Origin of the sequence: Mesorhizobium sp. KR9-304 (assembly GCF_040049215.1) — a bacterium.
Taxonomy (GTDB): domain Bacteria; phylum Pseudomonadota; class Alphaproteobacteria; order Rhizobiales; family Rhizobiaceae; genus Mesorhizobium_K.
Genome location: NZ_JBDZDN010000002.1, coordinates 792,999 through 807,985, shown reverse-complemented (window position 1 = coordinate 807,985; position 14,987 = coordinate 792,999). Strand labels below are relative to the sequence as shown.

7 protein-coding genes are annotated in these 14,987 nt (G+C 65.9%); 3 read left to right on the top strand and 4 right to left on the bottom strand.

The features are described 5' to 3' along the window. Nucleotides 1-20: 20 nt before the first annotated feature. The gene (locus ABLE71_RS16160; protein WP_348784451.1) at nt 21-1,796 is read left to right on the top strand and encodes a glucan ABC transporter ATP-binding protein/ permease; all 1,776 of its coding nucleotides are present in this window, start codon (nt 21-23) and stop codon (nt 1,794-1,796) included. Nucleotides 1,797-1,905: 109 nt separating this feature from the next. Then, nucleotides 1,906-2,673, top strand: a complete 768-nt coding sequence (locus ABLE71_RS16155) for a heme ABC transporter permease (protein ID WP_348784450.1) — start codon at nt 1,906-1,908, stop codon at nt 2,671-2,673. A 38-nt stretch (nt 2,674-2,711) separates the two neighbouring features. Here the strand turns inward: ABLE71_RS16155 and ABLE71_RS16150 are convergent, their stop codons facing one another. The 4 genes from ABLE71_RS16150 to ABLE71_RS16135 form a co-directional block, all read right to left on the bottom strand. Beyond that, a complete protein-coding gene (locus ABLE71_RS16150; RefSeq protein ID WP_348784449.1) occupies nt 2,712-3,413 on the bottom strand; it encodes a hypothetical protein in 702 nt (233 codons plus the stop codon). A gap of 130 nt (nt 3,414-3,543) precedes the next feature. Beyond that, complete coding sequence (locus ABLE71_RS16145; protein WP_348784448.1) at nt 3,544-4,974, bottom strand: protein adenylyltransferase SelO; 1,431 nt, start codon at nt 4,972-4,974, stop codon at nt 3,544-3,546. A 128-nt stretch (nt 4,975-5,102) separates the two neighbouring features. Next, nucleotides 5,103-7,205, bottom strand: a complete 2,103-nt coding sequence (gene pbpC, locus ABLE71_RS16140; protein ID WP_348784447.1) for a penicillin-binding protein 1C — start codon at nt 7,203-7,205, stop codon at nt 5,103-5,105. Nucleotides 7,206-7,272: 67 nt separating this feature from the next. Further along, nucleotides 7,273-12,753: an alpha-2-macroglobulin family protein gene (locus tag ABLE71_RS16135; protein WP_348784446.1), complete on the bottom strand. Its 5,481-nt coding sequence runs from the start codon at nt 12,751-12,753 to the stop codon at nt 7,273-7,275. Between the two features lie 269 nt (nt 12,754-13,022). Here ABLE71_RS16135 and ABLE71_RS16130 point away from each other — a divergent pair, with 269 nt between their 5' ends. Beyond that, a complete protein-coding gene (locus ABLE71_RS16130) occupies nt 13,023-14,984 on the top strand; it encodes an autotransporter assembly complex family protein (protein ID WP_348784445.1) in 1,962 nt (653 codons plus the stop codon). The last annotated feature ends 3 nt before the right edge of the window (nt 14,985-14,987 follow it).

The following is a 14,987-nucleotide window of genomic DNA, read 5'->3' as shown; positions in this document are numbered from 1 at the left end:
TTTCATGACGAGGTAATTGCGTGTCATTGTTCGAAATCTACTGGAGGGCTCTCCGGTATCTCGGTGCAGACAAGAGGCGCGTTGCCTTCATCTGCGGCGCCAACGTCATCCTCGCCATGGTGACCATTGCCGAACCTATCCTGTTCGGCCGCATCATCGACGCCATCACGGAAAAGGGCGACCTCGTGCCGACGCTGGCGCTGTGGGCCGGAATCGGCGCATTCAACATCGTCGCCTTCGTGCTGGTTGCGCGCGGCGCCGACCGCGTCGCGCATGCGCGCCGGGCAGGCGTGCTTTGCGATTCCTTCGAACGCGTCATCACCATGCCGCTTGCCTGGCATCACGAGCGCGGCTCGTCGAACACCCTGCACACGCTGCTTAGGGCGGTCGACGCCTTGTTCTCGCTCTGGCTCGAATTCATGCGCCAGCATCTTTCCACCTTCGTCGCGCTGGTGTTGCTTGTGCCCACTGCGCTGACGCTGGACCTGCGCATGTCGCTGGTGCTGGTAGTGCTCGGCGCCCTCTACGTCGTCATCGGGCGGCTGGTGATGCGCAAGACCAACGAAGGCCAGAGGTCGGTAGAGCGGCACTATCATAAGGTTTTCGGGCATGTCAGCGATTCGGTTGGCAACGTCGCGGTCCTGCAAAGCTACAACCGGGTCAGCCATGAGACCGAGGCGCTGCGCGCCCAGGCGCGCGCGCTGCTTGCCGCGCAGAACCCAGTGCTCGACTGGTGGGCGCTGGCGAGCGCCATGCACCGGCTGTCGTCGACGGTGTCCATGATGGTCGTGCTTCTGATCGGTGCGCTGCTGGTCTCGCGCGGCGAACTCAGGATCGGCGACATCGTCGCCTTCACAGGCTTTGCGTCGCTTCTCATCAGCCGGCTGGACCAGGTTTCCAACTTCGTGAACCAGGTTTTCGACGCGCGCGTGAAACTCGAGGAGTTCTACCGCCTCGAAGACGCCGCCGCGATTGCCCAGGAACCGGTCGACCTGCGCGAGCTCGAGCGCGCGGACGGCGACGTGCGCTTCGAGGACGTGAGTTTCGAGTTCCCCAATTCGGGGCAGGGCGTCGCGGACATTTCCTTCGACGTGAAGGCGGGACAGACGGTCGCCATCGTCGGACCGACCGGAGCCGGCAAGACGACGCTCATCAACCTCCTGCAAAGGGTGCATTCGCCGCAGCATGGCCGCATCCTGATCGATGGCGTCGACATCGCCGGCGTGACCCGCAAGTCGCTGCGGCAGTCGATCGCCACCGTCTTCCAGGACTCAGGTCTTTTCAACCGGTCGATCGAGGAGAACATCCGCATCGGGCGCGCCGGAGCGGTGAACAACGAGGTTCACGCTGCGGCGGAGGCCGCCGCGGCGCATGATTTCATCCTGGCCAAAAGCGAAGGCTACGATACGCTGGCGGGAGAGCGGGGGAGCCAGCTTTCCGGCGGAGAACGGCAGCGGATCGCGCTTGCCCGCGCGATTCTCAAGGATGCGCCGATCCTGGTGCTGGACGAAGCGACCAGCGCGCTCGACGTCGAAACCGAAGCCCGGGTCAAGGAAGCGATCGACCGCCTGCGCGCCGGCCGCACAACCTTCATCATCGCGCACCGTCTGACGACCGTGCGCGACGCCGATCTCGTCATCTTCCTCGACAACGGCCGCATCGTGGAGATGGGCGGCTTTGCAGAGCTGTCGGCGCGCAACGGGCGCTTTGCCTCGCTGCTTCGGGCAGGCGGGCTGCTCAATGACGAAGAGGTGCGCCGTATTTCGCGCATCGCGGCGGTGGAAGCAGCCGCCTAGCTTTCCAGCCGCATCGAGGTCGGCCCGGCGCGCCGCGCCCTTCAGCCTGAAGGCCATGCGGCGCTTGGCGCGATTGCGGCAGGTCAGCCGCGGGTTTATGTAGCTCGTCATGAGCGACACCAGCGGCAGCGAGACGAGGAGCGGGACGAGGCGGTTTTCCGACCTCGCCAATCCGAGCAAATTCTTGGCGATGGCCGATCGCATACTGCCCTGGATGGCAGGCGCGAGTTCCATAATGCTCGCCGCCGGGCTCTATCTGGGCTTCAGCGCGCCGGAGGACTTCCAGCAAGGCATTACGGTGCGGATCATGTATATCCACGTGCCGTTCGCCTGGCTTTCCATGCTCTGCTATTCGCTGATGGCGCTCTCGGCGCTTGGCACGCTCGTCTGGCGGCATCCGCTGGCCGATGTTGCGCTTAAGGCGGCAGCGCCCATCGGAGCGGTGTTCACCGCTCTCGCGCTCGTCACCGGCTCCATCTGGGGCAAGCCGATGTGGGGCACGTGGTGGGTGTGGGACGCGCGGCTGACCTCGGTCTTTGTGCTTTTCCTGATGTATCTCGGCATCCTTGCGCTGACGCGGGCGATAGACGATCCGGCCAAGTCGGCGCGCGCGGCGGCGATCATCACGCTGGTCGGCTTCATCAACATCCCGATCATCAAGTTCTCGGTCGACTGGTGGAACACGCTGCACCAGCCGGCGTCGGTATTCAGGCTCGACGGGCCGACCATCGACGCCACGATGCTGGTGCCGCTGCTGGTGATGGCGGTCGGCTTCACGCTGCTGTTCCTGACGTTGCATGTGGCGGCAATGCGCACCGAGATCTACCGCCGGCGGGTGATCGCAATGCGCCAGATCGCGGCAAGGCGGGCTGCGTAGTCCGCCAGACAGCGGGAAGCCGACGCTGTTCTTATCGATCAATGATTGGGATCGAGAGGCACCGGTTGGGATGCGTCGCCGACGCGCGCAACTTCTAAAGTCAGGTCGTACCAAGGCTCCTCGTCAAAGCATGGCCCTGGCGAAAGGCAACCTGCTACCAGGCTTATCGTGAACGGCCATTTGTCTCCGACCCGGGGCATTTTTTCGAGCAGCATCGCTTGCGGCAGATCGACATGATGCTGGCCGATGCGCGTCTGTCTGTGCTTGAGCCGATCTGTGCTGCCGAGCGGCAAGATATCGCTGTCCGTTTCCGGCGCCGAAAAACCGGGACCAAAGGACCAGGGCCAGTTAAAAGTCTTTTCCCAGGCAGAAATATTGAACGTGATCGGCGCTGGACTGCCAGCCTCCTGACACAACCAAATATCGTTGGGAGAGCTATCGGGATCGATGGCCGGCATGATGCACTGCTCGCCTGTCTCCAACGTGTACCATTCGTCGCCGTTAACCGAATATCGTCTGACACTCAATTCATATTGAGCAGCGTTGACGATGAAAACGACATCGTCGGACCCAAGGAAGTCGATGCCGGTCTCGTCCTTGACGTAAAACTCGATAAACCTGATCTGGAACCGTGGCGCCGGCCCGGTTTCCACGCCGATATTGTTGGTGCTGCCCGTAACTGGCTGGGCAGTGGCGCTGTTTAATACAGCGTTCAGGAAGAACAGTGCGCTTATCAACATTCCTTTGCATGAATGCCGCATAGCAAACTCTTGGCCGCTTTTGCCCGTCCGCCCAATTGGCAAGGTTAGGACAGTTGCCATAATCAAACAAGCGTTGACGGTGCTTCTTAGGGAGGTCCGCTGAAATCGCCTAGGGCCACTCCACAGTCGAATATGCCTCGCGCATTTCCGTTATGTCGGCAAGCTTCGCGTGGAAGGCCGACCAGTCGTCGCTGTTGGCGATCGGCTCCCAGAGCGCCTCGACCTCGTCGATCAGCATGGTGCATGGCTTTTCACGCGAGAAATAAGCGTGGTCGAGGCGGATGCCGGCATCGGTCTTGTGTGCAGCGAGGGTTGCAAAGACGGGCTCGAAGTTCTCGGCGGCGTAGAACTCGGCTGACGGGCTAGCCGCAGCGCGCTTCTCGCTCGCCCGACCGCCAAACCAGTCGAAGAAGAACTGCTCGAACGGCATTTTCGTGTCGATCAGGAACTTCCAGACAGAGCGGACGAGCGCGGTCGCGGCATCCTCGCCGGCAGGCGCGAGGCCGAGGCGGCGCAGCATCGCCGCGTTGAAGGCGCGCTGGAAATGCGGTTCGAAGCCGCGCAGCACGTCCTCGAGTTTCGACTTCTCGGCAAGCGGCAGCAGGCATTCGGCAAGCCGCGTCAGGTTCCAGAGCAGGGTGTCGGGCTGGCGGCCATAGGCGTAGAGCCCGGTCTGGTCGAAATAGGCCGCGGTGAAGGCCGGATCCAGAACTGGCAGGAAGCGCCAGGGGCCGTAGTCGAAGCTCTCGCCGGTGATGTTGATGTTGTCGGTGTTGAGCACGCCGTGCACGAAGCCGGCAAGCATCCAGCCGGCCCCGGTGACCGCCACGCGGCGGCTGACCTCTTCGAGGAAGCGCAGCGCGCGCTCGCCGATGTCGTCGTGCCAGAGTTCCGGCATGTAGGTGCGGATGGAGTGGTCGAGCAGCTTTCTGATGTTGTCATGATCGTCGAGGTAGAGCAGGCGCTGGAAGCTGCCGATGCGGATATGCGAGTGGCTGAGCCGGACCAGCACTGAGGATCGGGTGGGCGAGGGCTCGTCGCCGCGCATCAATTCCTCGCCGGTCTCGATCAGGCTGAAGGTCTTCGATGTGTCGACGCCCAGCGCCTCCAGCATCTCGGTGGCGAGCACCTCGCGCACGCCGCCCTTCAAGGTGAGCCGGCCGTCGGCGGTGCGCGACCATGGCGTGCGTCCGCTGCCCTTTGTGCCGAGGTCGAGCAGCCGGCTGTCCTCGAGGTCATGCATCTGGGCGAAGAGAAAGCCGCGCCCGTCGCCGAGCTCGGGGTTGTACACGCGGAACTGATGGCCGTGGTAGCGCAGCGCCAGCGGGATCGGATTGCCGCCGGGGAGGGACGCGAAACGGCCGAAATGGTCGAGCCATTCGGCGTCGGTCAGGCTGCCGAGGCCGACACGCTCGGCCCAGCGCTGGTTGCGGTAGCGGAGGGTATGCTCGGGAAACCTCGCCGGCTCGACCTCGTCGAAGAAATCGCTGCCCAAGGCGGCATGGGCGAGAGAGGGACGGAAGGCTTTCGAGACGGGCATGAAGTCGCTCCGGCCGGAAGCGCCGGCGCTGCACCAGACTTAGCGTCCATGGTGGAAGACGGCGAGGGTCCAATTTTCACGAAGGACGCGGTGATGGCCGAGTTACGGCTCCGGCCGACAAAAAAACCTTACTCCACGAACACCTTCACGCTAGCGGCGCGGCCGGCGGCGTCGATGACGGTGAGCGTGGAATAGCCGGCGCCGTCGGGCTGCCAGATCGCCTCGCGCCGTCGCTCGATCTCGACCAGCGGCTTGCCGTTGGCGAGCCAGCGGAACGGCGCGCGTCCGCCCTGCAGCTTGAGCACCAGCGGGATCGCATCCGCTGTGGCAGCGCCGAGCTCGACGCGTGCTCCGTCGGGCGGGAAGACAATGCGCGGGGCGGGCTCGGCGATGGCGCGGGGTGCTGGCGCAAGTTCGCCCGCCTGTGCGGAGACGAAACGCTCCAGCGTCACCGGCAGGTCGCCGTGGGCGGAACGGAAGGCGCCAGAAGGGGGCCGGCGAAGGGGCGTTGCTGCGAGCCCGGAGCGCACAAACCCTTCGAAGAGGACGGGCGCGGCGGATTCGTAACCGGAAATGCCGGGCACCGAGCCGGAATCGGCACGGCCGACCCAGACGCCGAGCACATGGCGGCCGTCATAGCCTACCGACCAGGCGTCACGGTTGCCGTAGGAAGTGCCGGTCTTGTAGGCAATGCCGCGGGGCGCTGCGCCAACCGGCGGCCGGACCCCGGCCAGTATATCGGTGACTTGCCAGGCAGCCTGGGCCTCGAGGACCATGCCGTTGGCGAGCGGCGCGGGCGCGGCGGCTTCCGAGCCGTCGCGCAGGACCTTCGCCTTGCCGCCGTTCGACAGGCCCGTATAGAGCTGGACGAGGTCGCGCAGCGACAGTCCGATGCCGCCGAGGCCGATGGCGAGGCCTGGCGCTTCGCCGACGGGCAGCGTCGGCGTGACACCGGCCTGGCGGAAGCGCGATACCAGCCGCTGCGGACCGACGGCGTCGAGCAGCCGGATTGCCGGCACGTTGAGCGAAAGCTGCAGCGCCTGGCGAACGCTGACGTCGCCCTGATAGGTCATGTCGAAATTCTTCGGCCGGTAGCCGGCGAAGTCGGCCGGGCGGTCCTCGATCAGCGTTTCCTGCGCGACAAGGCCTTCCTCCATCGCGAGACCATAGATGAACGGTTTCAGCGTCGAGCCGGGCGAGCGCAGCGTGCGGGTCATGTCGATCCAGCCAGAGCGGCTGGGGTCGAAATAATTCGCCGAGCCGACCTCGCCGAGGATTTCGCCGGTCATGGCGTCGGCGAGCACCATGGCCACCGAGATGCGCGGGCCGAGCTTGCGCGCGGCTTCGAGGGCTACGGCTTCCAGCCCTTCCTGCACGCTCTTTCTGATCGTGAGCTGATGCCTGGATTCCGCCGGGCGGCTGCGAAGCGCGGCGTCGGCGGCATGGGCGGCGAGCGCAGGCAGCGCCCGGCGAACGCCGGTGACCTCGTCGAGCGCCGCCCGCGCGGCCTCCATCTCGCCAAGGCGGCCGGCGGTGACCATGCGGGCAAGCACGCGGTCGCGCGCGTTTCTCGCGCCTGCGGGATTGCGGTCGGGCCGGCGGCGCTCGGGCAGTTGGGGCAGTGCGACCAGCAGCGCGGATTCCGAGACGCCGAGCCGCTTCGGCTCCTTGCCGAACCAGGCGAGCGAGGCAGCGCGCACACCCTCCAGATTGCCGCCATAGGGCGCCAGCGTGAGATAGCGTTCGAGGATTTCGGCCTTGGACAGCCGCCGTTCGATCTGGATGGCGCGGAAAATCTGCCGGATCTTCCTGCCGAAGCTGCGGCTTTCGCGCGGCTCGATCAGGCGGGCGAGTTGCATCGACAGGGTCGAACCGCCCGACACGATGCGGCCGTTGCCGGCGAACTGCGTGAACGCGCGGGCGAGCGCGATGTAGTCGACGCCGGCATGGTCATAAAAACGCTTGTCCTCGTAGGCGACCAGCATCGCGACGAATTGCGGATCGACCTGGTCCAGCGTGGTGGCGAGACGCCAACGGCCGTCGGGGGTAGCATAAGCGCGCAAGAGCTGCCCGTCGCGGTCGGTGACCTCGGTCGAGACGGCGAGCTTTTCGGGCAACGGCGCCGGGAAAGCGCGGTCGGCGGCTTCGAAGGCAGCCCAGGTCAAGCCGGCCACGGACACAAGCGAGGCGGCGGTGATCGCGCCGCGGCGGAGCCATTTGTCGAGCCGCATGGCGCTGCCCCTCATCCGCCTGCCGGCACCTTCTCCCCGCAAACGGGGAGAAGGTAGATTGCCTCGGTCACGGCGCCTTGACCTCCATCATGCCGGTCGAGGTGCGGGCCGAATATTGCGGCCGGTACATGTCCTCGACGCCGGCGGCCGGATGCACGAAGATGCCCGGCGTCACCGCACGCACCACATAGGCGAGCGTGATGTTTCGGTCGGAGCCGTCCTCGCGGTCGAAGGCCGCGATGAAGCGGTCGTTGCGGAACTCCAGATGCGCCGCGTCGGTGCGCTGCAGCCAGCCGAAATTCGCCAGGTCCGCGCTGGAAACCAGGCGTGGATTGTCGATCTCGAAACCTGCCGGCAACAGGTCGTTGACCAGCACGCGCGAAGCCCAGCTGTTCTGCTCCGTGACTTGCAGGACGACGACGAAACGCTCGTTCTGCGTCACCTCGGTGACATTCGCCTCGCTGCCGTCCAGCCGGTAGTAGGCACGCGAGATGGTGAAGCCGTCGCCGCCGGCGGGCAGCGGCTGGGCAGGTGCCGCGACCGTCGTGACCACGGCCTGGATCGGGGCCGTTCCGGCGTTGCCGACGACGATCGGCTGGGCGAGGAGCTCCTCGCCCGTCACCGTCCTGGAGAACGCGCCGGTATAGGGCTGTCCGTCGACGGTAAGCTGGAGCGCGGCGTTCCCGGCCTGCAGCGCGCGCGCCGCAAGCAGCATCCAGGCCTCGTCCTGCGTGCTCGTCCAGCGCGTCGCGGCGCGTTCGGCCGAGACGATGCGGATGAGCTCCGGCACGACCGACGGCATCGGCCGGCTTTCGGCGGCGAGGGCCAGCATGGCCGCTCCGTCGCGAAGCTTTGAGCCGTAGTCGGAGCGATACCAGTCGTAGTCGGGCGTGTTCTTTGCCAGCTGGAGCGCCGCCGTGAAGGCCGCCTCCGAACGCTGCGCATCGCCGTAGAGCGCCAAACTCGCGCCGAGCTGCGCCACCGCCAACGGGCTCGAGAAGGCTTCGATCTGCGTATCGGAATAATAGCGCAAATCGCCGACGGAAGCCCGCTTGTTGCGGGCAAGCACGTAGAGGGCATAGGCGATCTCGGAGCCGCGGTCCTCGAGGTCGATGTCGTAGGCGAGCGAGTTCTGCAGGTTGGAAAGCGCCTGGCTCATCGCCTGTGAAGGCACGTCATAACCCTTCTCGCGGGCGCGGGTCAGGAAGTCGGAGACATAGGCGTCGAGCCAGAGGTCGCCCGAGCCCGGTCCCCAGAGGCCGAAACTGCCCGACGAGGACTGGTAGTTGAGCACGCGCCAGATGGCGTCCTGGATGCGCTGCTTCAGCTCCGGTTCGTCCTTCATGCCGGCGCCTGCCGCAAGTTCGCTGACATAGAGCAGCGGCAGCGCGCGGCTGGTCGTCTGCTCCGCGCAGCCGTAGGGGTAGCGGTCGAGCGTCATCAGCATCGAGGGCACGTCGAAGGCAGCGGCCTGGGATACGCCGACGCTTACCGTCGCGCCTTCGAGCAAACTAGCGGCGAGAAGCTCGCGGTCGACGCGCAGCGACGAGCCGTTCGGGCCGAGGTCGACGACCATGCGGGTGGTGACCGGCGTCGCCGCGGGGCGCACCGGCAAGGCAAGCGCCTGCTCGACGGCGAGGCCGTCCGGGTGGGTGAGCCGGATCATGACGCCGCCATCGCCTGCTGTTTCGGCAATCAGCGGCACGGTCATGGTGATGCGTTGGCCGCCGGTGAGCGTCACCATGTCGGGCAGCGCCCCGGTAGAGATGTCGCCTGACGTCTCGATGGCGAGCGCATAGTCGCCGTCGGGACCGTCCGTGTTGGCGATATCGAGCCGCATGACCGCCTGGTCGCCCGACGCCAGGAACCGCGGCAGGCCGGCGGTGATGACGACCGGATCGCGCACGATGACGTCCTGGACCGCGTGTCCTACGGCCTGTTTCGTCCAGGCGACTGTCATGATGCGCACGGTTCCGTTGAACTGCGGAATGTCGAATTCCACCGTGGCCTTGCCGTCATTGTCGAGGCGAACGGCTCCGGAGAAGAAAGCGACGAGCTTCTCGACCGGCGGACTGCCTTCGGCGGACAAGGCCGCGCCATCGCCGCCCGTGCGGATGCGGCCGGCCACGCCCAGCGAGCCGTCGATCAGGCGGCCGTAAAGGTCGCGCAGTTCGATGCCCATCCGGCGCTGGCCGAAGAACCACGCTTCCGGATCGGGCGCCTGGTATTTCGTCAGGTTGAGGATGCCGACATCGACGGCCGCGACCATCACGTAGGCGTCGCTGCCGGGCGCCGCCCCCGTCACCGCGACCGGGATCGAGAGGGTCGAACGCGGCGTCGACTTTTCCGGCGCGGCTGTGGCGACGGTGAGCTCGCGCTGGCCGGGGTCGACCTTCAGCCACTTCACGCCGATGGCGCGGGCGGGCATGCGCGATTGGCTATCGGTTCCGGGCGCCTCGCCCGGCCGGTAGAGCGTGGCGGTGACATAGGCGCCGGCGCCCCAGTCCGCGCCGACGGGGATATCGATCGTGGCGCCGCCCTCGGGCACCGTCGCGGAGACGGTGGCGATCAGCTTCTCGGCGCCGACGGCGATCAGCAATTCGCCGCCGAAGCGCGGCGAAATCTTCAGCCTGGCCACTTCGCCGGGCGCGTAGGTATCCTTGTCGAGAGCGATCTCCAGGCCGTCAGGCGTCTCGGTAGAGCTGGCTGTGACGTACCAGCCGGCGTCGAACTCGTAGCTGGTAGCCGGGCCACCCGGTTCGGGCGTCTCGATCTCCAGCCGGTAGCGGCCCCAGTCGACCGCCTGCGAGATGGAAATTTCGCTGTCGGCGCTGATATCGACCGTGCCTGACGCAACCGCCTCGGTGGTGGTCACCGGCTCGTAGTTCCAGTAGTTGCCGGAGCGGTACCACTGGTAGTTCCGCTCAAGCTTGACGAGCTTCCACAGCGCGCCTGATATCGCCTTGCGCTTGCCGGAGGCATCTGATGCGATGATCGAGAATTTAGCCGTGCCGCCCTGCGGAACCTCGTTGCCGGCGAAATCGGGCCGGATGCCGATCATATCGGCGGTCGGGCGCACCGCGATGTCGAGCGATCGCTCGACGGCGCGGCCGCCGGCTTCGCGCATGCGCACGGTCAAGGTGGCGTCGATCAGCCGCGTGGTCGAGGGCAGCTGCTCGATGGCGACCGGGAAAGTCGCCTTGCCGTCGTCGCCGATGACCGGCAGCGCGGGAAGCGGTACCCGGTTGGCCTGGACGTCCTGCTCGTCGGCGAGCCCGAACCAATAGCCCTTGAAGCTGTCCCACTCGCGTTTCGTGGACAGCGCAAGCTCACCCTCCAGCGCGAGGCCGGCAGCCGGCGCGCCGTAAAGGAAACGGCCGTCGACGGTGATATCAGCGGTCTCGCCGGCGGCGATCTCCGGCTTGTCGGAGGTCATGTCGAACTCGATGCGGTCGGGCACGAAATCCTCGACCAGGAAAGCCTGGGAGGCGACCGGCGGCTCCTTCGGATCGGTGTGGATAGCCAGCGTCCAGGTGCCGCGCATGGCGGCGGACGACAGGCCGAGATCGACGGCATGGCCGCCGGCCGACGCGCCGTCCGACACGATGCGGCGGTCCTCGACGCCGTCGGGTCGCGTGAAGATGAAGGTGAGCGGCAGGTTCTCGACCGCATCGGCAGCGCTGTCGCGCGCGAGGGCCGCGGCATGCACGGTCTCGCCGGCGCGGTAGATGCCGCGCTCGGTCCAGGCGTAGACGTCGAGCGCTCCGGGCGCTTCGCGGCCCGCCACGCCGCGGTCGGACAGGTCGAAGCCGGCCTTGGTCATGTCGAGGAAGACGAAATCCTGGTCGCCGCTGGAGGCCATCAGCACGGCAGGCGCCATGCCGCCTTCGCCGCGGTTGAGGCCGGGGTTGAAGGTGGCGCGGCCCTCGGCGTCGGTCGTGGCGGTGCCGAGAATCTCGTTGTTGCGGGCAAGCAGAGTCAAATCGACATTGGCGAGGGACTTCGCGGTCCCGAGCGAACGGGCAAAGACGTTGAGGCCGTCCTGGCCGGTATAAGTGGACAGGCCGATGTCGGAAACGACGAACCACTGGGTGGCGCGCGAAATCCAGGAATCGGTGCGGTCGTCCTTGGGCTGCGCGGTCAGCACATAGACGCCGGGCTTGCGGTTGGGCAGCGCCTCGTCAACCGGGAAGCTGGTCGTCACTTCCTTGTTCAGCTCGTTGGCGATGACCAGTTCGCCCTCCCAGACCGGGGCTCCGAGCTGGGTCGAGACGCTGTCGAGATCGTAGCTGTCGAGCTGGCGGAGAAACTGGTAGCCGGAAAGGAGCTGCGCCAGCGAGCGGTCGCCGACGCGGAAGAGCTTCATGTCGGCGACATCCATGTTGACGGTAACGACCGGGATGCCGCGCCGGGCGGTGGAGGGCAGCACGAAGCTGTCGCCGGTGAAGCGGGCGGTCGGGGCGCGATCCTGGATGTAGATCGACAGCACGACCGGGCCTTCGAGCACCTCGCCGATCGCCGCCGGCAGGCCGGGGCGGAAGGCTATGCGGTAGTTATGTCCGTGCTCAAGTCCCTCGACGCAAATCTGGCGACCTTCGGCCTCGACGCTCCTGGGCGCCGTCTCTTCGACCGTCACGAAGGGGGCATAGTCGACGCCGGCCTTGACGAGGTCCTCGGAGAACTGGGCGCAAACCCGCGGCGAGGCGCTGTCGGCCTCGACCTTGTGCTCGACCACGCGGAAACCCTTGCGGGCCTTGAGGTCCTCGTATTCGGCTCGGACCGAGGCCGAATTGTCCAAGGCGAGGCTGGCCTCGTAGGCCTGCAGCGAGGGCCGGAACAACTCGCGTCGATCGAGCCCTACCGCGATGGTGGCCAGCACATCGGCGCGTGTCGCGGCGGTGCGCAGCAGGAGATAGGCGTTATAGGCGGCCGACGTGGCGTCGCTCTGCAGAGACGCCGTTTCCTGGCTGTTGATGGCTTGGACTGCAAGGACGGCGCGCGCGAGCTTCAGCCACAGCGTCCCGTCATTGGGGTCGGTCGCGACAGCGGTGGTAAAGCGCTGGACGGCCGTGCGCGGGTCGCCGGTAAGCAGCGCAGCATCGCCGGCGGCGGCCAGAGCCGCGAGGCCCTGCTCGCCGACCGCGACGGACCCGTTGGTCAACCGGGTCCGCATGCTGGCGGCTTCGTCGACCATCCAGGCTGGGAAGTAGGTGAGAGCGGGCGGTGCGCCGATGTCAGGGTCGCCGCTGATCGGAACGACCTTGCCCGCGACCGCGCCGCTGAATGGCTTGATGGTCGCGAAATCGGACTTCAGGAAGCACCATTTCGCCTTGGTGTTGTAGGTGAACGCGCGGCACTGGCCGTCGCCAAGGCAGGACGTCTTGCACTGGTCGAGCGTAACGTTCTGCTCGGACCTCAGATCGAAGCCGAAATAGTCGGAATTGTCCGAAGTGACGACCTGGCGGGCCTCGACGGCCCAGGCGGCATTGACGAAAGCGAACAAAAGGAACGTCAGAACCGAAACAACCGAAAGCCTACGCGCGTGCATGCCGCATCTCCCCCAAAAACACGATCTGCCCTACCGTGGCGCAGCCAGATCCGCCAACGCGCCCAACGGAGACAGGGAGCCGCCTGTCACGGTTTGGTTTGCGCATCCCGCCCTACATGCTATGTCGCAAATTCCGCACCGGAACGCAAAAAACAAAAATCGCGGTGACGAGAGCTTCAAGTGCCATTTCTGACACATCGATTGTGGCCCCTTTACGAGCGCTTCAGAACTTCATTTCAATTTTAGTTTTGATGGTTAGTTTGGCGGAAATGGCAGTAAAGCGTGCGGAGAGTACAGGGAGGCTGATAGCAGGACGCGGCGCGCGGCTCCTGCTCTGCGCCTTGTTGTCAGGCGCTGCCGCCCTGACGCATGCGCCGGCGGCAAACGCCTTCGAACTGTTCGGCTTCAAGCTTTTCGGCTCCGACGACGAGGAAGGAGAGGACATCGTCGACCCGCTCAATTACACCGTCACGCTGACGGTCGAAGGCGACGACGAGAAGCTCAAGGAGGCGCTCGATAAGGCCTCCTCGCTGGTCCAGGACGTCAAGCGCCCGGTTTCAGGGTCGCTTGGCCTGATGGCGAAGGCTCGCGCCGATCGCGAACAGCTGGTCGCCGCGCTCTATTCGGGGTCACGTTACGACGGCGTCGTCACGATCGCGATAGATGGGCGATCCATCGACGATCTGCCGCCCGATGCGGATTTCGGAGCAGGACCGGTGCCAGTCACGATCACCATCGATCCGGGCGCCGTGTTCACCTTGGGCGAAATAGCGCTCGGCGGCGATGCGGCCGACCTCGCGCCGGCGGAGTTCGGGCTCATTCCAGGCGGCGATGCCGGGTCGCGCGCGATCCTCAAGGCCGAAGCTGAGATTGTACGCCGCCTGAAAGAAGACGGGCGGCCGCTCGCGGCCATAACCGGCCGCGACATCGTCGCCGACCACGATACGGCCACGCTCGACGTGACGCTCGCCGTCGAGGCCGGGCCGGTCGCGGGATACGGCCCGACAGTGGTGTCGGGCACCGAAACCATGGATCCAGATTTCACGGCCTATGTGACCGGGCTCAAGGAAGGAAAGCAGTATTCGCCGAAGGAGATGGAGGAGGCGCGCGACCGTCTGCTGGCGCTCGGCGTCTTTTCGAGCGTGACGGTGAGGGAAGCGGAGACGCTCGACGCTAGCGGCCAGATCCCCATCGAGGTCGAGGTCAGCGAGCGAAAGCTGCGCTACTACGGCGTCGGCGCCACCTTCTCCAGCACTGACGGGCTGGGCGTTGAAGGTTATTGGGGCCACCGCAACCTCTTCGGACGCGGGGAGACGCTGCGCATCGAAGGCTCGATCAGCGGTATCGGCGACCAGGACACCTCGGACTTCGACAGCAACGACACTTCGGGTCTCGGCGAGCTGAACTACAGCGCCGCGATCCTGTTCGAGAAGCCGGGGGTCATCGGACCGGATTCGAAGTTCTTCTCGCGATTCCGGACCGTCTACGAGCATCCCGACGCCTACGACCGCTTCTCGACCGAGATCGCGGCCGGCGTGTCTTACCAATTCACGCGCGAGCAAAGCGCTTCGGCAGAAGTCTCGCTGGAATACGAAGACGTCTCCGACTTCTATCACCCCGACGGACAGCGCCATCTTATAGCCAGCATCCCGCTGCAATACGTTTTTGACAATCGCGATGACAAGCTCAACCCGAGGCGTGGGTTCCGGGCGCTGGCCTTTGCGGAACCGGCTCATGATTTTCTCACGGGAGCGACCTTCGTGAAGTTCCGCGGCGAACTCTCCGCTTACAAGGCGATCGACGACGCGCAGCGCTTCGTCGTCGCCGGGCGGGTGGCTGCGGGGTCGATTCTGGGCGCGTCGGTGGAAGACATTCCGGCTGACAGGCGGTTCTATGTCGGCGGCGGCGGATCGGTACGCGGCTACGAATATCAGGGCATCGGCCCCAAGGATCCCGAGGGCAATCCGATCGGCGGGCGCTCCTTTATGGAACTGTCCGGCGAGTTGCGCGTGCAGGTCACCGAGACCATCGGCATCGTGCCGTTCGTGGACGCCGGCACGGTGTCCGAGGACGAATTCCTGGGCTCGGCGCGCTTCCAGGTCGGCGCGGGCGTTGGCCTGCGCTACCTGACGCCGTTCGGGCCGCTCAGGATCGACGCGGCGGTGCCGGTCAACCCCGAGCCGGGCGATCCGGACTTCGCCATTTATGCCGGCGTCGGCCAGGCGTTCTGACCA